We start from the raw sequence: 17,868 nt of genomic DNA on the forward strand, positions 1-17,868 counted from the left end.
TTTCTCATGCGCATGACGCCCGGCCTTGCGACGCCGTGGCAACGGATTCGGTCAGCCCGCGACGGGCGCGCAACAAACTCACGCCCGTCGATGACTGGAAATACGCGAAAGTCAGTCGATTTTAATTATTTCCTTTGATACCACTCCGGTGCGGCGCGTCGGGATCGGGGCCGCGATGCGCCTGCGCGGATTCGCCGCGGCATGCGCCATGTTGGGGGCGTTTTTGTGTTGAGGTTGGCGAGATGACCGCGGGCGCCGCGTTGCAGATGGATGAATCGATGGCTCAGGGCATTGGGCGAAGCGTGCTCATCATCGTCGAGAACCTGCCGGTTCCCTTCGATCGACGGGTCTGGCAGGAGGCCACCGCGCTCAAGAACGCCGGCTATGGGGTCTCGGTGATCTGCCCCACCGGCAAGGGGCATGATTCCCGCCACGAGGTCATCGACGGCATCAACGTCTATCGCCACCACCTGCCGCTGGAGGCCAACGGCGCCAAGGATTACCTGATCGAATACGCCTCGGCGCTGTTCGCGGAATTCCGCCTGTCGATCAAGGTGGCGCGCCGGCACGGGTTTGACGTGATCCATGCCTGCAACCCGCCCGACCTGATCTTTCTGGTGGCGATGTTCCACAAGATCTTCCGCGGCAAGAAATTCGTCTTCGATCATCACGATCTCAGCCCGGAACTGTATGAAAGCAAGTTCGGCAAGCGCGGGTTCCTGCATTCCATGCTGCAGCGGTTCGAACGCTGGACCTTCGGGCTCGCCGACGCCTCCATCGCCACAAACGAAACCTTCAAGCGCATCGCCGTGGATCGCGGCGGCATGGACCCGGACAAGGTCTGGGTGGTGAAAAGCTACCCGCTGATCGAACGGTTTCGCCATGTGACGCCCAAGCCCGAACTGGTGCAGGAAAACCGCTTTCTGGTGGGCTATGTGGGGATCATGGCCAAGCAGGACGGCGTCGATTACCTGATTCGCGCCATGGCCCATATCATCCATGATCTGGGGCGCGCCGATGTCGGCTGCCTGATCGTCGGCGACGGGCCGGAGCTTGCCAATCTGAAGGCGCTGGCGCGGGAACTCAATGTCGATGACCGGGTGAATTTCGCCGGCTACATCACCGGCGACGACCTGCTGGCGCATCTGAGCGCGCTGGACGTGGGGGTGATTCCGGACCCGGAAAGCGGCTTCAACGACAAGCTGTCGATGAACAAGGTGTTCGAATACATGATGCTCGGCCTGCCATTCGTGCAGTTCAACCTGAAGCAGGCGAAAAGCGAATCGCGCGACGCGGCGCTGGTGGTCGAGGATTGCACGCCCGAGGCCATGGCGCGCGGCATTGTCGAACTGCTCGACGACAAGGACCGGCGCAAGCGCATGGGCGACTACGGCCGCGCGACCGCCGAAAAGGAATTCCTGTGGTCCAACGAGACCCGAAACCTGCTCGAAGCCTATGCCACGCTGGCCTGACGCGAGAGGGGCGGCGCGATGACGCTTTCCGGCGATGATTCGGATCCCGAAACCGGCGTCCCTGCGATCGGGGTGGTGATCCCGCATCTCAATCAGGAGGATTTTCTTCGCCGCTGCCTCGCCTCGCTGCGCGCGCAGACCGGCGCGGTTCCGGATTTCGAAATCATCGTGGTGGACAACGGATCGCGGCGCATGCCCGCCGAGGTCTGCGCCGAATTCGACGCGCGGCTGATCGCCGAGCCCACCCCTGGCCCCGGCCCGGCGCGCAACAAGGGCGCGGCGCTGACGCGGGCGCCGCTGCTGGCCTTCATCGACGCCGACTGCACCGCCGATCCGGGCTGGCTCGCCGCCGTCGCCCGACGGTTCGGCGATCCCGAGGCGCAGATTCTGGGCGGCGACGTGCGCATCGCCCGGGTCGATCCCGACAACCTCACGGCGCTGGAGGCCTATGAGAGCGTCTTTGCCTTCCGCATGAAGGAATACATTGAAAAGCAGGGGTTTACCGGCACCGGGAATCTCGCCATGCGGCGCGAGACCCTGACGGCGGTCGGCCCGTTCGGCGGGCTGCACATCGCCGAGGACAAGGATTGGGGCGAACGCTCCGGCAAGCTTGGCTACCGCATCATCTACGCGGCGGAAATGGTGGTGTTCCACCCGGCGCGCACCTCCATGGCCGAACTCTACAAGAAATGGGACCGCCATATCGGCCATCTGTTCGAACCCTACGCCGCAAGCCTGTGGGGCCGCCTGCGCTGGGCGGCGCTGGCGCTGGCGGTGGCGCTGTCGCCGCTGGGCGAGATCCCGCGCATCCTGCGCTCGGACCGAATCAAGGGGATTCGCGAACGCTGGCTGGCGTTTCGCGCGCTGGTGACCATACGGCTCTACCGCGCCCGCAAGATGCTGCCGCTGAGCTTCGGCGCCGATCCGCGCAAGCTGAGCGGCGTCTGGAACCGGGAATGACCCCGGGCCGGCTCAGAATTTCATCTTGCGGAACACGCCTTCGGGCAGGGCGCGGATGATCCCCATGACGATGCGCCATTTCCAGTCATAGACCACGTGGCGGCGGCGCTTCAGCGCCCCGAACACCAGATCCGCCAGCGCTTCGGGGGTCGAGGTCAGCGCCGGGGGCAGGTCCATGCCCTCGGTCATGCGGGTGGCGACGAAGCCGGGCTTCACCGTCATCACGTGCACCCGGTCATCGGCATGGGTCTGGCGCAGGCCCGAAAGCGCCGCGGTGAACCCGGCCTTGGCGGCGCCGTACCAGTAGTTGCGCGCCCGCCCGCGATCCCCGGCCACCGAACTCACGCCGATGATCGCGGTGTCCTCGTCAAGCGCGGCGAGGCGGCGCGCGGCCTCTTCAAGCGCCAGCGTGGGGCCGGTGAAATTGGTCTCCACCACCTGGCGCGCCTGCGCCGGATCGCGCGCGGTCCGGGCCTGATCGCCCAGCAGCCCCACCACAGAAATCACCACCCCGGGCATCCGCGGCAGGCTTTCGTAGAACGCGCCCATCCCGGCGGCGTCGCGCACGTCAAACGCGTGGGCGGTGGCCTCGACGCCATGGCGCAGCGCGATGTCGGCGCAGTTTTCGGCCAGCGTTCCGGGTTTTCGCGCGGCAAGCTGCACCGGCCGCCCCGCGCGCGCGAAACGGTGCGCCAGCGCCAGCCCGATATCCGAGCCGCCGCCGAGGATCAGCACGGGTCGCGGGGTCATAGGTCAAGCCTTTCCGATTGCGCCGAGCGAAACGCCTGCGCCGCGCCGCGTCGCGCGCGCATCCTGCGGAACGCCGCGACGCGCGGGTCCGACGCCTCCAGCTCCGCTCGGCTCAGCAGCGCGTCCTTGGCCAGGTAGAACCGCCCGCCATGGTCGATGGCGATGGCGTGCAGTCGTCCGACCAGCGCCAGCGCCCGGCGCGAGGCCGGGAAATCCAGCGCCAGCGTATAGCCTTCGCGGGGGAAGGAGAACGCGCTTTCCTGCCGTCCGAACAGCTTCAGCACCGCCAGGAACGCGCCCTGGCCTTCGTCGGAGACTTCGCCGAGCAGGGCGCGCAGTCCGGCGCGCGATCTGTCCGGCGGCAATGCGCACTGGAACTGCACGAAGCCGCGTCGCCCGTAGATCCGGTTCCAGCCCTCGACGGCGTCGAGCGGATAGAAGAAGCTTTCCCAGCCCACCAGGGTCTCGGCCCCGGCGCCGCGCGCGCCAAGCCGGTAATAGGCGGCGTTGAAGGCGCGCAGCGTCAGCCGGTTCAGCGCCCAGGACGGCGCGTCCATCGGCACGGCGATGCGCCGCCGCGGCGCCGGCATCCGCGGCCGGGCGCCGATCTCGTCCGCTGCGGCATGCTCGCCCTGATGCAGCAGCGCCCGCCCCAGCGCCGCGCCGCGCGCCAGGCAGTCGATCCAGGCCACCGAATAGGTCGCGTCGCGCGCCGCCTCGAACCCGGCCATCACCGCGTCGAGATCCGGCGCCGCGACGCTGCGCCGGCGGATCCAGCCGGTGGGGGCCGGGATCATGCGAAAACAGGCGCGCAGGATCGCGCCGGTCAGCCCCATGCCGCCGATGGCGGCGGCGAACTGATCGGCGTTCTCTTCGCGCGAACAGCGCAGCGCGCCCTCGGCGGTCATCAGGTCCAGCCAGCGCACATGCGCCCCGAAAGACCCCGCCACATGGTGATTCTTGCCATGCACATCCGCTGCGATCATGCCGCCGATGGTGACGAATCGGGTGCCCGGCGTCACCGGGGCGAACCAGCCGCGCGGCAGGAAGGCGGCGACCACGTCGCCCAGCGTCACCCCGGCCTCGACGGTCAGATCGCCGGTCGCGGGGTCGAAATCCAGCATCCGGTTGAACCGGGTCATCAACGCCGTGCACGTCGGGTTCAGCGCACTGTCGCCATAGGCCCGCCCGGCGCCGCGCGGGATCAGCGGGCCCTGCGCCATCAGCGCCGCCAGCTCGGTCTCCGAACGGGGCGCCGACACCCGGCAGTCGAGCACCGGGCGCCGCCCCCAGCCCGACAACGGCCGCGCGCCGGTCATTCCCGGCTCCGGCTTTCGAGCGGCCCCCCGCCCGGGGCGGCCGCCTCGGCGCGATCGAAAACAAACCGCCGGTCCAGCCGGTACTTGACCGCATAGCCGATGCAAAGCCCCAGCGCCGCGCCGATCTCGCGCATGAGATCAGTGCCCCATATGGCGTAAAACGCGATCTCGGTCCCCCAGAAGATCATCGTCGTGCCCGCGCCCATCAGGGTGTAGCCGCTGAAGCGCACCGCATGGGCGCGCGCGCCGCTGGACCGATCCGCGAAGATCCAGCGCTTGTCGAGCAGGTATTTGACCACCAGCCCGGCGCCGGTGCCGCAGGCCAGCGCGAAGATCAGCCCGATGGGCGGGTCGATGACGCCCAGCACCAGCCGCTGCACCGCCAGATTGCAGGCGGCGGCGGCGGCCGCGAAGCTTGCGTAGCGCAGGATCAGCTCGGCGGCGCTCACAGGTAGTTCCCCGCGGCGCCGATCAGCAGCACCAGCCCGGCGCAGGTCAGGCTGACCGGATCGCGCATGGCGAAGACCAGCGGGTCGTCATCCATGCGCCCGCGATGCGCCAGCATCACCTGCCGGCTGATCCAGTAGGCCAGAATCGGGCAGGCCGCCCACAGCACCAGCGGCGAGGTGTAGAGCGCCGCCACCGTCTCGGTCGAACTGTAAAGCGCCAGCACCAGCACCGACACGTAGCCCGAGGCGATGGCCATCATGGCGACGATGGGCAGGTCCTCGACCTCGTAGGCGCGCCCGGCGGCCCGGTCCTTGCCGGTGCGCAGCCCGTCCACCAGCTCCGTCTGGCGCTTCATCGCCGCCAGCGACAGGAACAGAAACCCGAAAAACGCCAGCGTCCATGGCGATATGGCCAGGTCGTTGGCGATGGCGCCGGCGATCACCCGCATGATGTAAAGCCCCGCCAGGGTGCAGATGTCGATCACCAGGCGCCGCTTCAGAAACAGCGAATAGGCCAGGGTCGACACGAAATAGATCCCCAGCACCACGAGGAACAGCGGCGCCAGCGTCGCCGCCGCCAGCCCGATCCCGCCCAGCAGCAGCAGCGGGGCCATGATCATCGCATGGCGGATCGGCAGCGCGCCGCTGGCCAGCGGTCGGCCGCGCTTGCGCGGGTGGTCGCGATCCGCCGACAGGTCCAGAAGATCGTTGATGATATAGACGCTGGACGAGGTCAGGCTGAAGCTGACAAAGGCCAGCGAGGCGGCGGTCATGGCCGGGGGCGAGGTGACATGGGCCGCCACCGTCGGCACGAAGACCAGTCCGTTCTTCATCCATTGATGGGGCCGCAGGGTTTTCAGATACGGCGCCCAGCGCTGCGGCGCCGGCTTGGGCGGCGAGACATGCGCGGCGTCGCCGGCCGCCGCCTCGGCGCGGGCGCGCAGCCCGGGCCCGGCGCCGACGGTGATCGCCTTTCGCGCACGCCGCCAGACCTCCACATCCGCCTCGGCGTCGCCCACATAGTCAAACCCGCGCTCGCCGTAGCGCTCCGCCAGAAACGCCGCCTTGGCCTCGCCTTTCAGGTTGCGCCCGGGGCGCGATCCGTGGGCCTCGTCGAACAGGCCCAGATGGTCGGCGACGGCGCGGGTCAGCCGCTCGTCGGTGGCCGATACCAGCGCCACGCGCGCGCCCCGCGCGCGGGCGGCCTTGATCAGCGCGATGACCTCCTCGTTGTAGGGCAGGTCGGCGATCGCCACGTCGGAAAAATCGGCCAGCCCGGCTTTCAGCGACGCCCGCCCGTCGCGCAGCCGAAGCAGGGTCAGCAGCGCGCGGATCGGCTGTTTCGCCAGCCCGTCGAACAGCGTCTCGTAGAGCATGTCCGTGCGGATCAGACAGCGATCAAGATCAACGACGAGCAATTTTCAACTCCCAAACGCAACGACGCGGCGGACACCGAGATGAACAATACCCGAAGGCCGCCGCCATGCACAGTGGCGCCGGCGATCGGGCGATGTTTACGCGGTTTTCACGCCCCGCCCCGGATGATTGACTTTCGCGCGCGGGGAAGGCTTTTTCGGGGCGGATCACCGCGCAGCCGCGCATCGTTCCGGGGTTGCGCAATCGGGGAGATTCACGTGCCGGATCCGCGTCTGAAGCTGCTGCTGGTCGGCGCCAATGTGGATGGCGGCGACGTGGGCGGGGTGTTCTCGGCCTTCAAATGGGCCGAGGCCCTGTCGCGCAAGGCCGATGTGACATTGCTTTCCTTCCATCGCCAGGGCCGCGAGCCGCTGGCCGATCAGCTGCCCGAGGCCGAGGTCGTGACCTGGCTGGAGCCGCCCTTCCTGGTGAAGCGCGAACGCTTCAACGCCATGGTGAAGCCCGGCTGGCCGCTGTTCTGCCGCCATGTGCGCCGCTGGATCGCCGCGGCGAGGCGGGACGGGCGGCGCTTTGACGTCGCCCATCAGATCGCGCCGCAAGCCATGCGCTACGCCACCCCGCTGCGCGGTCAGGGCATTCCCTACGTGATCGGGCCGCTTGATGGCGGGCTGTCGACGCCGCCGGGGTTCCGCGAGGAGGCCGGGCGCGATGGCGGGTTTTCGGCGCTGCGCGGGCTTGACGATCTTCGCCTTGCGCATGATCCGTGGCTGCGCCGGGGCTATGCGGAGGCGGCGCTGGTGCTGGGCGTCGCGCCCTATGTGCGCACGGCGCTGGCCTCGATCCCGCTGCGCCGCTTCGAGCTGGCGCTGGAACGCGCCAATGACGGGCTGGCGGCGAAGGTGGCGCGCCAGACGGCGCCGGGGCGGCTCAGCCTGCTGCATGTGGGCCGCTCGGTGCGCACCAAGGCGCTGCGCGACGTGATCCGGGCGCTGGCGCGGCTTGGCGATCTGCCCGGCGTGACCCTGACCAGCGCCGGCGACGGGCCCGAGCTCGCCGCTTGCCGCGCCGAGGCCGAGGCGCTGGGCGTCGCCGATCGGGTGACGTTTCTGGGCGCCGTGCCGCGCGACGAGGTCGAGCGGCTCTACGAAGCCGCCGACGTGTTCTGCTTTCCGTCGTTTCGCGAACCCATGGGCGGGGTGCTGTTCGAGGCCATGCGCTGGGGCCTGCCGGTGATCGCCGCCGGTCGCGGCGGCCCGGACGCGATCATCGACGAGACCTGCGGGATCAAGGTGACGGCCGAACAGCCCGAGCCCTTCGCGCGCGACATCGCGCAGGCGATCCGCGCGTTGGCGGAGGACCCCGATCTGCGCGCCCGCCTGGGCCAGGGCGCGCGCGACCGGCTGGCGGGTTTCGGCGACTGGCCGACCAAGGCCGACCGCATGATCGCGCTGTATCGCGAAATCCTGCCGGCCTGACGCCGGGTTGCGGCATCGCCCCCGGATCAGGGTTTGGCCGCGGGCCAGGCGGCGCCGGCCATGCGGGTCACCATGCGAAAATGCCGCGCGCGCTCCTGCGCGTGGGCCGAGGACGAGGCCAGCGCCCGCAGTGACCAGAACGCCGCGCGGCTGGCGTTGAAGCCGGTGAGTATGCACCAGCACGCCGCCGCCGGGATCAGCCCGCCATGCTTGCGATGCAGGCGGATGGTGGCCTCGGTCAGCATCACGTCGCGCTTGTGGTTGAGCTTCTTCACCGAGCCGCCGCCGTGATGGGTGATCTCGCCCACCGGCGCGAAGACCAGTTGCCAGCCGGCGTCGCGGAACCGGCGGCACCAGTCGGTTTCCTCGCCGTAAAAGAAGAACGCCTCGTCCAGCGGGCCGATTTCGGCCATGGCCTCGGCGCGCGCCAGCAGGTAGCAGCCGGAGATCGATTCGACCTCGCGCTCGCTGTCGCGCCGCCAGTGGCGCATGTGATAGCGCCCGAAAAACCGCGGCCGGTTCAGTTTCGCCAGCCCCGTGGTCTGGAGAATCAGGTTCAGCAGGCTGGGGAATTGCGAGCAGGTGAGCTGCACGCCGCCATCGGTGTTGAGCACCCGGCAGCCCATGGCCCCGGCGGCGGGATGCGCGTCCATCCACGCGACCGATCGCGCCAGCACGTCGCCATGGATCAGCGTGTCGGAGTTCAGCAGCAGCACGTGGCGGCCCCCGGCGATGGCGAAGCCCTGGTTGTTGGCCGCCGCGAAGCCGCGATTGTCGGCGTTGCGAATCAGCGCCGCGTCGGGGAATTCCGCCGCGACCATGTCATCGGATCCGTCGGACGAGGCGTTGTCCACAAGGATCACCTCGGCGTCCAGATCGCCCAGATTGGCGAAGACCGAGGCAAGGCAGTCGCGGGTCATCGCCAGCGTGTTCCAGCTGATGACGACAATGGATATGTCGGGGCGCGGGTCGGGCGCCTCGCTCACCGTCCCTGCTCCACCAGCTCCGCCAGATAGCGGCCATAGCCGGATTTCAGCAGCGGCGCGGCCAGCGCCAGCGCCGCCGCGTCGTCTATCCAGCCGTTGCGCCAGGCGATTTCCTCGGGGCAGGCGATCTTCAAGCCCTGCCGGTCCTCGATGGTCTGCACATAGGCGCCCGCCTGCAGCAGGCTTTCATGGGTGCCGGTGTCGAGCCAGGCGTAGCCGCGCCCCATCATCTCGACATACAGGTCGCCGCGCGCCAGATAGGCCTTGTTGACGTCGGTGATCTCCAGTTCGCCCCGCGGCGACGGGGCGACGTTCGCGGCGATGTCGATCACGTCGTTGTCGTAGAAATACAGCCCGGTCACCGCGTAGCTGGATTTCGGGTTCGCGGGCTTTTCCTCGATGTCCTCGGCCCGGCCATCGGCGTTGAAGCTGACCACGCCGTAGCGTTCCGGGTCGCGCACGTGATAGCCGAACACCGTGGCGCCGGTCTTGCGCGCCTTGGCGGCGTCGAGCAGATCCACCAGCCCATGGCCGTAGAAGATGTTGTCGCCGAGCACCAGCGCCACCGGGTCGGCGCCGATGAAATCGCGCCCGATGAGGAACGCCTGCGCCAGCCCGTCGGGGCTGGGCTGCACCGCGTAGGTCAGGCGGATCCCCCAGTCGCCGCCGTCGCCGAGCAGGCGGTGAAACTGATCGGCGTCATGGGGCGTGGTGATGATCAGCACGTCGCGAATTCCGGCCAGCATCAGCACGGACAGCGGATAGTAGATCATCGGCTTGTCATAGACCGGCAGCAATTGCTTGGAAACGCCGCGCGTCACCGGATGCAGCCGCGTGCCCGACCCCCCGGCGAGGATGATGCCCTTCATGTCCCGCTCCCGTCGCGATTGCCGGCCAGTTGGCGCACCACCCGCGCCAGCGCCTTGCGCCACGGGACCATGGATACGCCGAAGGTGTTTTCAAACCCCGAACAGTCGAGCGACGAATTCAGCGGCCGCTCCGCCGGGGTGGGGTAATCGGCGGTGGCGATGGGCGCGATCTCCGGGCGCGCCGGGGTCAGGCGGCCCTCGGCCAGCGCGAAGATCTCGCCGGCGAATTCGGCCCAGTTGGTTTCGCCGGCGCCGGCGTAGTGGTGCAGGCCCCAGACCGGGGCGCCCGCCGGCGCGCGCAGCTGCGGGGCGATGGCGAGGATCGCCTCGCCCAGATCCAGCGCCGAGGTCGGCTTGCCGCGCTGATCGGCGACGATGGTCAGGCGGTCGCGATCGGCCAGCCCGATCATGGTCTTCACGAAATTGCGCCCGAAAGGCGAATACACCCAGCTGGTGCGCAGGACGGCGCTGCGCGGATTGGCGTCGAGCACCGCCGATTCCCCGGCCAGCTTGGTGGCGCCGTAGACCCCGAGCGGCCCGGTGGGGTCGTCGGGCAGCCATTCGCCGGTTCTGGCGCCGTCGAACACGTAGTCGGTGGAGACATGCACCATCCCGGCGCCGACCCGCGCCGCGCCGCGCGCCAGCGCGCCGGGGCCCTCGGCGTTGATCAGATGCGCCAGATCCGGTTCGGTCTCGGCCTTGTCGACCCCGGTGTAGGCGGCGGCGTTGACCAGCAGATCCGGGCGGGCCGCGACCACCGCGGCCTCGGCGGCGGCGGGATCGGCGAGGTCAAGCGCCTCGCGCCCCAGGAACGTCAGGACATGATCGCCGCCCGAGGTCGTTTGCGATTGCGCCAGCGACCGGGCGAGCTGCCCGGTGCGACCGATCACCAGGATGCGCATCAGGCGGCGCCCAGTCGCGCGCCGTCATAGCGGCGCGCACGCACGCCGCGCCACCAGTCCTCGTGGGCCATGAACCAGTCGAGCGTGCCCGCGAGCCCGGATTCGAAGGTTTCGCGCGGCGACCAGCCCAGTTCGGCGGTCGCCTTGGCGGCGTCGATGGCGTAGCGCAGGTCGTGGCCGGGGCGGTCGGTGACGAATTCCACCAGCCTGTCATGGGGCGCCGCCTCGGGAAAGCGCCGGTCCATCCAGCCGCACAGCGCCTGCACCACCTGCATGTTGGTGCGCTCGGCGTTGCCGCCGATATTGTAGGTCTCGCCCAGCCGCCCCTTCGTCAGCACCAGCCACAGCGCGCGGGCGTGGTCTTCGACATGCAGCCAGTCGCGCACGTTCTCGCCCTTGCCGTAGACCGGCAGGGGGCGGCCCTCGCGCGCGGCGATGGCCATCACCGGGATCAGCTTCTCGGGAAACTGCCAGGGGCCGTAATTGTTCGAGCAGTTGGAGGTGACGACCGGCAGTCCGTAGGTCTCGCCCCAGGCGCGCACCAGATGGTCCGAGGCGGCCTTGCTGGCGGAATAGGGGCTGTTGGGGGCGTAGGGCGTGGTCTCGCTGAAGCCGGGATCGCTGGGCGCGAGGGAGCCGAACACCTCATCGGTGGAGACGTGATGAAAGCGGAACTCCGACTTGCGCGCCCCGGGCAGCGCGGTCCAGTAGTCGCGCGCCGCCTCCAGCAGCGTGAAGGCGCCGACGATGTTGGTCTCGATGAAGGCGGCGGGCCCGTCGATGGAACGGTCCACATGGCTTTCGGCCGCCAGATGCATCACCGCGTCGGGTTGATGCGCGGCGAAGGCGGCGCGCATGGCGTCGGCGTCGGCGATGTCGGCCTTGACCAGCGTGTAATCGGGGCTGTCGGCGCAGTCCTCCAGCGCCTCGGGCGTCGCGGCGTAGGTCAGCTTGTCGACATTGACGATGGCGGCGCCATGATCGCGCATGGCGTGGCGGATCACCGCCGAGCCGATGAAGCCGGCGCCGCCGGTGACCATAAGTTTCATGCTCATCTCATGCGCTCCGGGTTCTACGCGTAGTCGAACGGCGATCGGAACATCGCCAGCACCGGCGCCGCCGCATCCTTGGCCGACAGGATCGGCGCGCTCACGCCGGCCTCGGCCAGCGGCCAGTCGACGGCGATGTCCGGGTCGTCCCAGGCCACGGCGCCGTCGCAGGCCGCCTCGTAATAGGCGTCCACCTTGTAGTGCACTTCGGTATCGGGCCTGAGGGTGAGGAAACCGTGAAGGAAGCCGCGCGGCACGACCAATTGCGCGCCGGTCTCGGGGTCGAGCCGCACGCCGCGCCAGGCGCCGTAGGTGGGCGAGCCCTTGCGCACGTCCACCGCCACGTCGAAGATCGCCCCGGCGGTGCAGCGCACCAGCTTGGTCTGCGCGGCGGGCGGGGCCTGGAAATGCAGCCCGCGCAGGGTGCCCGCGTCGCGCGACAGCGAATGGTTGTCCTGCACGAAATCATAGCCGTATCCGGCCTCCATCATGCGGCGCGCGTTCCAGACCTCGGAGAACCAGCCGCGGTCGTCGCCGTAGCGGGGCGGGGTCAGCAGCGCGAGGCCGGGAAGGTCGAGCGGTTCGATCAGCATGTCTTCGTCACCATTGCGCGGCGGCGCCGCATTGTTCCGGGACCCGATGATTCGCCAGGCGCCCCGCCGGCGCCGGGGATTCGATGGCGCGCGTCCCCGGCGCCCCGATCCCCGCATGACGATGGCGCAGGATCAGGGCAGAAGCGTGAAGCCCTTGGTCAGGGTCATGAACACGTTGTGGGTCATGGCCTTGTTGCCGTCGGTGTCGCGCCAGCGGAACGCATAGCCGACATTGGCGTTGACGGTTTCCGAGATCTGGTAGCGGTAGGTGACGCTGGTGTTGAGGAACAGCCGGTCGTCGATGCTTTCCGTCGAGCCCTCCGCCCCGAACAGCGCGGTCCTGAAGGACAGGCGGGCGCCGAGATTGAGGCTCGAATAGGAATTGATCTGATGCGCCATGCCCAGACGAATCGCCGCCACGTTGACCGCCGCGCCGCGCGAGCTCGGCGCCACGCCGTTGCTGATCCCGCCCGAATACGACGTGTTGACGCTGCTGTCATAGTCGAACGAGAAGTTGAGATTGGCCGAGATGCGTTCGTCGCTCGACCGCTTGTCGGTCACCGTGTCGGTTTCCCTGGTGATCGAGAATGACGGGCCGAGCTGGCCGTTGATCGTCAGTCGCGGCGAGACCTGCTTGTTGAACCCGCCAGACAGGCTGAGCGTGTAGGTCTCGCGATCGGCGTCGTTCTCCGCCTGGAAATAGCCCAGGCTGGCGCTGGCGTTGGCGCTGGTGCGCTCGGATATGCTGCGCGAATAGTTGCTGCCGAGGCTGACCGAGGTGTTGGGGGTCAGGTTCGCGGAACTGTCGATGAAATCCTTGCGCCTCGCGCTCAGGTTGACCCCGAACGAACTGCGTTCGTTGATGGTCTGGGTGAAGCCCACCGAGCCGCCGAAGCGCAGTTCGATCGAATCGTCCGAAAACGTCAGGTCGTCGGGGTCTTCGATCGGTTCGCCGCTGTCGTCCAGCACCACGCCGCGGCTGGCCAGGAACGACACCGGGGTGACCGCGGCGTTGAAGCGCAGGTTCAGCGCCGCGTCGGTGAAGCCATAGGTGTATTTGCCGTTCACGTCCGGAAACAGCCCGCTCAGGTCGTCGTTGCTCTTGCCGGTCGCGGCGCTGAAATTGACCCCGGTGCCCAGAAAGAAGGACGAGCGCGGGGTTTCATTGGCGTAGGAAAGATTCAGCCGCGTGACCGAACCCACGGTTTCCTCGACATTGCTGGACCTGAGCTTGGGGTTGCTTGACGCGTAGAATCGCTGCGAGACCTTGCCGGTGACGCTTTCATCGGCAAGGCCCGCCGGCGCGCCGGCGAACGCGCCCAGCGCGATCGCCGTCGCCGCGGTCGTCATGCGGAGCAGGGTCATGTCGCTGGCCTCAGTTGAACAGCCCGCGCTCGGGCACCACGACCACGTCGCCGTCCTGCAGCATGATGTTGGCCTGCGCCGGATCGCCGTCCTCGATCAGATCGTAGTTGAAGATCATGATCTCCTCGGGGCCGACCGCGCCGCCGGGCTCCTCGGGGTCGGCGCTGCGGCGGATCTGGATGTCGTTGAGATCGGCGAACCGCCCGGGGCCGCCGACCAGCGCCAGCGCCTTGAGGATGCTGATGGGTTCTTCCAGCACCAGCGGGCCCGGCTTCCCGACCTGGCCGAGGAAATAGATGGTGACGAGATCCGCCGCCTCGACCGCGGCGTCCTTGGCCGAGGCGATGAAGCGCAGCGCCACGGTCACCGTCGGGGTGATCTCGAAGCCGCGGGCGAATCGCTGCTGAAGCACCTGCTCCAGCCGTTCGGGCGACAGGCCCTCGGCGCGGACCGACCCGGCGATGGGCAGGGTGATGCGGCCGTCGGGTCGAACCAGCACGGTCCTGTTCATGTTCGGATCTTCAAGCACGGTGACGCTCAGCTGATCTCCGGCCTGAATCCGGTAGTAGCCGGTCTGCGCCTGCGCCGCACCGACGAGCTGCAGATGCGCGGCAACCGCAAGCAGCAGGCATGACGCAAAAAAAGCAAGTTTTCTCAAGGCTCCACTCCCCTACATTTCAGTGGCACATTAACGCGGATTCTTGCCCGAATCCGCCAGCGCTTTCCACTTCTATCATCGACAATGCTGCATGTTTCATAATTTCGTCCTAATTGCGTGGCCTTCTTGTCTCAGGTGTTAGGGGTTTGGTGAGGTTTTCGTGGGCGTGGAGCGGCGGGCGCCGATTCCCTTTGCGTTGAGGCCGTTAAGCCAGATTCGAGTTGAGTTTTATATGTTTTTGTGTGATGTTTTCACCGTGTGAGGACGAAGGGATCGCAACGGGCCGTGGGGGCCCTGCAAAATCGGCATTTGGTCTGCTGAAGGTTCCGCGCCGCGACGGCTCGTCTTTGGGGTGAATGCTCGGCCGATTTGTTTTTCCGGCCATCCAGAGCAAGACCGGTGTGTTTCGCCGGTAAACGGGAGTAAGAAATTGTATAACAACGTCACTGACAAGAACGTGCGCATGACCGCCGATTTCATGGCGATCGATGCGAACTCCTCCGATGCGCAGGGCGTCTATTCGACCTTTGGCAAGCGCGCGCTGGACGTGTTTCTCATTCTTCTGGCCTCGCCGGTGGTTTTGCCGCTGGTGGCGCTGATGGCGTTCATGGCCCGGCGCGACGGCGGCCCGGCCTTCTTCGGTCATGAACGGGTCGGCCGCGGCGGCCAGGTCTTCAAGTGCTGGAAGATTCGCACCATGGTCGAGGGCGCGGACGAGAAGCTCGCCGCCCATCTGGCCGCCGATCCCGCCGCCGCCGCCGAATGGGCCCGCGACCAGAAACTGCGCAACGACCCGCGCATCACCCGCTTCGGCGCCCTGCTGCGCCGCACCTCGCTCGACGAACTGCCCCAGCTGTGGAACATCTTTGTCGGCGAGATGAGCATCGTCGGCCCCCGCCCCTTCACTCCCGAGCAGAAGGATCTCTATGTCGGCGCCGCCTATTACGCGCTGCGTCCGGGGCTCACCGGGTTCTGGCAGGTGGGCGACCGCAACGACAGCTCCTTCGCCGCCCGCGCCATCCACGACGCCCGCTATGCGCGCGAAGTCGGCTTCGGGACCGATGTGGCGACCATCGCCAAGACCGTGGGCGTGGTGCTGCGCCAGACCGGCTGCTGACCTCGTCCCGACAAAGCCGCCAGTGACGCAAAAGCCGCCCATCAGGGCGGCTTTTTCGGTGTTTGCGGGGCAGCGAGCGGGTCAGCGGCGGAACAGCCGCCGCAATGTGCCGACAAAACTGCGAAAATTTTCCGAAACCCGCGCCTGGCGCGCGGCCTTGGTCAGGTTGAAGCCGGTGAAATCCGGGCGCGGCCGTCCCGCGACGGTCATCGCCGCCAGCCGCGACAGCAACTGGCGCTTGCGGTTGAGCTGCCCCGGCTGCATGGCCCCGATGCGCGCCGCGTCGAAGGGCTCGGCCCGCAGCCGCCCGGCGGCGATGGCGGCCTGTGCGATGGCCTCGCCGCGCGCGGTGCGGCTGACGATCAGGCTGGCGCCGTCCTGTTCCTCGAACAGCGGATAGCCCGCCGCGTCGCATTCCCAGCTGTCGGCGCAGACCAGATCGGCGAAGCCGCCGACGCCGTCGGGGCAGATCTTGCAGCGAAACTGCACATGCTTGCTGAGAATGTCGCCCCAGCTGTCCGCGTAGGACATTTTTTCAACGCGCCCATCGCGCGCGGTGGCCGCGGCGTGGCCGGGCCAGCCGTCGCCGCGAAACCGGAACGCCGCAAGGTCATCTTCGGCGACGCCAAGCTTTTTCACCACCCGCCGCACCCCGGTCAGCGAAGGAACCCCGGCGCAGAAGAAGGACAGCATGGCGACGACCTTTTCATCGACGCGCGGATCAACCCGCCCGAGCGCGCGCAGGGCCGCCACGTCGCAGGGTTTGCCGACGAAGGCTATTCGACCGTCGCGCGCCAGTTCCGCGTCGATCGCCGCCAGCGGCGCCGAGGGCGCGTAGCGCGATCCGGCGGCGGCGAACACGTCATCCGCCGAAACGCTGGTCACCACGCGGTTGGCGTAGGGCATGGCCGCGTCGGCGGCGATCTGCACCACGCGATCCGCCGCGCCGGTGTCCAGCAGATGCGCCAGCACCGCCGAAAGCGCCCCGCCGGACGAAGCGTTGCGCCGCAGCGCCGAATCCGTCGCATGGCCCGAACGCACCGCGACCAGCGGCCCCCACAGCACGTGATCCTCGCGACCTTCGGCGCGCTGCTCCATGCCAAGACCCGGGCACAGCCCGGCGAGGCGCGCGTCCAGCCCCGGATCAAGCGGCGCGCGCGCGACCGGGCGCAGCCAACCCTTGGCGTCGTAATCCATGGCGATGGCGCCGTTCGAAAGCGATTCGCACAATCCGCAGCCGGCGCAGAGATCGCCTTTGTCCACGCGCGCGAGGAACGGCGAGGTCACGCGCGCCCTCCGGCCACCCCGACCAGCAGTTCGCCCAGCATGGTCTCGTAGCGATCCAGCCGAGCCTCGGCGCGCGCCAGCGATTCGGCGATCTTGTCCTTCAGCGCCGCGCGGCTGGCGAACGCGGCGTCGATGCGGGCGATGATCTCGTCATTGGTCAGGGTCTTGCAGTCGGCAAGTTCGTCATAGCCCAGCGTCCCGAACAGCCCGCCGAACTTGCGCGAATAGGCCAGCGGCAGCACCGGCACGCCGCTGGAAAACGCCGCGATGCAGGCGTGCATCCGCGATCCGGTGAAGAAATCCAGCCCCGCGATGTAGCTTTTCGCCTCTGACGGGTGGTTGAACCGCGGCGCCACCACCGCGCCGGGGAATTCGCCGGCCAGCGCCTGCGCGGCGCGATAATCATCCTCGAACGCCATGGAATCCGAGATCACATGAGCGACCAGATGCAGTTCGCAATTGTCGCGCGCCAGAAAATTTTCGATCAGCGCCCGGGCCAGCGCCGGGTAATCGCCCTTCAGCCCCAGCTGGTTGTCGCCGGAATAGCCGCCGTTCAACAGCAGGCCGGACAGGTTCAGCCCGACCCGCACCTTGCCGTCCGCGCGCGGCGCCGGGGCGTCGTAGGGCAGGCGGAAGGCGACGTCGGTGGCCTCCAGCACCTCGCCCCCGAAGCCGATGTCCTTGACGAAGGCCGTGGACAGCGAATCGCGGGTGCAGACCCGATGCGCGCGATTGATGACGAACAGCGCCGCGCGGCGCGCCCATCCCGCCTCGAACGGGCCCAGTGTCTGGGGGCTCAGCACCAGCGGGCGGCGCGCGGCCAGCACCGCCAGCTTGGCGGCGAGGTTCTTGGCGAAGCGCTTGGCGCCGTAGATGTCGGCGAAGCTGTCCCCGGCCCCGATATCGAGCACCAGATCGCAGGACCGCGCCACCGCGAACATGCCGTTCGGCTTCACCAGATCGCGGCTGCGCAGTTCCGCCATGTCCAGGTCCGGGCGGGTGATGTAATGCGCGCGGCGATCCTTCCAGCCGATCGCCTTGTAGCGCACCGGAACCCCGACCGCGCCCGCCACCTTGTCCAGAATCGCCAGATGCGCCGCCGTCAGCGCCCCGATTCCCAGATTGTCGGAATTGCACGAATGCCAGAGCAATCCGATGGTTACGGGCTTCGCGGGAGAGCCAATCGACATGTCAAGGCGGCCTTCAATGAATACGCGGCGAAACCGCCGCCACGCCGCCC

Annotated in this window: 17 protein-coding genes; 4 read left to right on the forward strand and 13 right to left on the reverse strand. The window is 68.2% G+C overall.

The genetic code is table 11. The annotated features are described in order from the left end of the window. Positions 1-278 precede the first annotated feature (278 nt). Positions 279-1,472 carry a glycosyltransferase family 4 protein gene (locus AC1HC7_RS15210; RefSeq protein ID WP_479495764.1) on the forward strand — a complete coding sequence of 398 codons (1,194 nt, stop codon included), beginning with the start codon at positions 279-281 and terminating at the stop codon, positions 1,470-1,472. A gap of 18 nt (positions 1,473-1,490) precedes the next feature. Further along, positions 1,491-2,432 carry a glycosyltransferase family 2 protein gene (locus AC1HC7_RS15215; protein WP_479495763.1) on the forward strand — a complete coding sequence of 314 codons (942 nt, stop codon included), beginning with the start codon at positions 1,491-1,493 and terminating at the stop codon, positions 2,430-2,432. Positions 2,433-2,444: 12 nt separating this feature from the next. Here the strand turns inward: AC1HC7_RS15215 and AC1HC7_RS15220 are convergent, their stop codons facing one another. The 4 genes from AC1HC7_RS15220 to AC1HC7_RS15235 are packed head-to-tail and all read right to left on the reverse strand — an operon-like array spanning position 2,445 to position 6,368. After that, positions 2,445-3,182 (reverse strand): SDR family oxidoreductase, encoded by a 738-nt coding sequence (locus AC1HC7_RS15220; protein WP_479495762.1) that lies wholly within the window; start codon positions 3,180-3,182, stop codon positions 2,445-2,447. Beyond that, positions 3,179-4,501: an FAD-binding oxidoreductase gene (locus tag AC1HC7_RS15225; RefSeq protein ID WP_479495761.1), complete on the reverse strand. Its 1,323-nt coding sequence runs from the start codon at positions 4,499-4,501 to the stop codon at positions 3,179-3,181. The genes AC1HC7_RS15220 and AC1HC7_RS15225 overlap by 4 nt, the downstream gene beginning before the upstream one ends. After that, the gene (locus AC1HC7_RS15230; RefSeq protein WP_479495760.1) at positions 4,498-4,950 is read right to left on the reverse strand and encodes a GtrA family protein; all 453 of its coding nucleotides are present in this window, start codon (positions 4,948-4,950) and stop codon (positions 4,498-4,500) included. Before AC1HC7_RS15230 ends, AC1HC7_RS15225 begins: the two co-directional genes overlap by 4 nt. After that, positions 4,947-6,368, reverse strand: a complete 1,422-nt coding sequence (locus tag AC1HC7_RS15235; RefSeq protein ID WP_479495759.1) for a UbiA family prenyltransferase — start codon at positions 6,366-6,368, stop codon at positions 4,947-4,949. The genes AC1HC7_RS15230 and AC1HC7_RS15235 overlap by 4 nt, the downstream gene beginning before the upstream one ends. Before the next feature lie 216 nt (positions 6,369-6,584). On the opposite strand from AC1HC7_RS15235, the gene AC1HC7_RS15240 reads away from it, so the two are divergent. Beyond that, a complete protein-coding gene (locus tag AC1HC7_RS15240; RefSeq protein ID WP_479495758.1) occupies positions 6,585-7,802 on the forward strand; it encodes a glycosyltransferase family 4 protein in 1,218 nt (405 codons plus the stop codon). 26 nt (positions 7,803-7,828) lie between these two features. Here the strand turns inward: AC1HC7_RS15240 and AC1HC7_RS15245 are convergent, their stop codons facing one another. The 7 genes from AC1HC7_RS15245 to AC1HC7_RS15275 form a co-directional block, all read right to left on the reverse strand. Beyond that, positions 7,829-8,788: a glycosyltransferase family 2 protein gene (locus AC1HC7_RS15245; RefSeq protein WP_479495757.1), complete on the reverse strand. Its 960-nt coding sequence runs from the start codon at positions 8,786-8,788 to the stop codon at positions 7,829-7,831. Continuing rightward, a complete protein-coding gene (gene rfbA, locus AC1HC7_RS15250) occupies positions 8,785-9,657 on the reverse strand; it encodes a glucose-1-phosphate thymidylyltransferase RfbA (protein ID WP_479495756.1) in 873 nt (290 codons plus the stop codon). Before rfbA ends, AC1HC7_RS15245 begins: the two co-directional genes overlap by 4 nt. Beyond that, positions 9,654-10,559 (reverse strand): dTDP-4-dehydrorhamnose reductase, encoded by a 906-nt coding sequence (rfbD, locus tag AC1HC7_RS15255; protein WP_479495755.1) that lies wholly within the window; start codon positions 10,557-10,559, stop codon positions 9,654-9,656. Before rfbD ends, rfbA begins: the two co-directional genes overlap by 4 nt. Further along, positions 10,559-11,608: a dTDP-glucose 4,6-dehydratase gene (gene rfbB / locus AC1HC7_RS15260; protein ID WP_479495845.1), complete on the reverse strand. Its 1,050-nt coding sequence runs from the start codon at positions 11,606-11,608 to the stop codon at positions 10,559-10,561. Before rfbB ends, rfbD begins: the two co-directional genes overlap by 1 nt. Positions 11,609-11,631: 23 nt before the next feature. Beyond that, positions 11,632-12,201 carry a dTDP-4-dehydrorhamnose 3,5-epimerase gene (gene rfbC, locus AC1HC7_RS15265; RefSeq protein WP_479495754.1) on the reverse strand — a complete coding sequence of 190 codons (570 nt, stop codon included), beginning with the start codon at positions 12,199-12,201 and terminating at the stop codon, positions 11,632-11,634. 132 nt (positions 12,202-12,333) lie between these two features. Further along, positions 12,334-13,566, reverse strand: a complete 1,233-nt coding sequence (locus AC1HC7_RS15270; protein ID WP_479495753.1) for a hypothetical protein — start codon at positions 13,564-13,566, stop codon at positions 12,334-12,336. A gap of 10 nt (positions 13,567-13,576) precedes the next feature. After that, positions 13,577-14,224, reverse strand: a complete 648-nt coding sequence (locus tag AC1HC7_RS15275) for a polysaccharide biosynthesis/export family protein (RefSeq protein WP_479495752.1) — start codon at positions 14,222-14,224, stop codon at positions 13,577-13,579. Between the two features lie 430 nt (positions 14,225-14,654). Between AC1HC7_RS15275 and AC1HC7_RS15280 the strand changes: the two genes are divergently transcribed. Further along, positions 14,655-15,341, forward strand: a complete 687-nt coding sequence (locus tag AC1HC7_RS15280; protein ID WP_479495751.1) for a sugar transferase — start codon at positions 14,655-14,657, stop codon at positions 15,339-15,341. A gap of 81 nt (positions 15,342-15,422) precedes the next feature. Here AC1HC7_RS15280 and AC1HC7_RS15285 read toward each other — a convergent pair whose 3' ends face one another. Further along, positions 15,423-16,628, reverse strand: a complete 1,206-nt coding sequence (locus AC1HC7_RS15285; protein WP_479495750.1) for a Coenzyme F420 hydrogenase/dehydrogenase, beta subunit C-terminal domain — start codon at positions 16,626-16,628, stop codon at positions 15,423-15,425. Then, positions 16,625-17,818, reverse strand: coding sequence for a polysaccharide pyruvyl transferase family protein (locus tag AC1HC7_RS15290; RefSeq protein WP_479495749.1), 1,194 nt, complete (start codon positions 17,816-17,818; stop codon positions 16,625-16,627). Before AC1HC7_RS15290 ends, AC1HC7_RS15285 begins: the two co-directional genes overlap by 4 nt. Positions 17,819-17,868: the final 50 nt, after the last annotated feature.

The sequence above is a fragment of the Oceanicella sp. genome (assembly GCF_056449545.1).

What these genes read in the sequence shown, in the direction of transcription:
- AC1HC7_RS15210 (WP_479495764.1), top strand. Translation starts at nt 279, where the DNA reads ATGGCTCAGGGCATTGGGCGAAGCGTGCTCATCATCGTCGAGAACCTG.
- AC1HC7_RS15215 (WP_479495763.1), top strand. Translation starts at nt 1,491, where the DNA reads ATGACGCTTTCCGGCGATGATTCGGATCCCGAAACCGGCGTCCCTGCG.
- AC1HC7_RS15220 (WP_479495762.1), bottom strand. Translation starts at nt 3,182, where the DNA reads ATGACCCCGCGACCCGTGCTGATCCTCGGCGGCGGCTCGGATATCGGG.
- AC1HC7_RS15225 (WP_479495761.1), bottom strand. Translation starts at nt 4,501, where the DNA reads ATGACCGGCGCGCGGCCGTTGTCGGGCTGGGGGCGGCGCCCGGTGCTC.
- rfbA (WP_479495756.1), bottom strand. Translation starts at nt 9,657, where the DNA reads ATGAAGGGCATCATCCTCGCCGGGGGGTCGGGCACGCGGCTGCATCCG.
- rfbD (WP_479495755.1), bottom strand. Translation starts at nt 10,559, where the DNA reads ATGCGCATCCTGGTGATCGGTCGCACCGGGCAGCTCGCCCGGTCGCTG.
- rfbB (WP_479495845.1), bottom strand. Translation starts at nt 11,608, where the DNA reads ATGAAACTTATGGTCACCGGCGGCGCCGGCTTCATCGGCTCGGCGGTG.
- rfbC (WP_479495754.1), bottom strand. Translation starts at nt 12,201, where the DNA reads ATGCTGATCGAACCGCTCGACCTTCCCGGCCTCGCGCTGCTGACCCCG.
- AC1HC7_RS15270 (WP_479495753.1), bottom strand. Translation starts at nt 13,566, where the DNA reads ATGACCCTGCTCCGCATGACGACCGCGGCGACGGCGATCGCGCTGGGC.
- AC1HC7_RS15290 (WP_479495749.1), bottom strand. Translation starts at nt 17,818, where the DNA reads ATGTCGATTGGCTCTCCCGCGAAGCCCGTAACCATCGGATTGCTCTGG.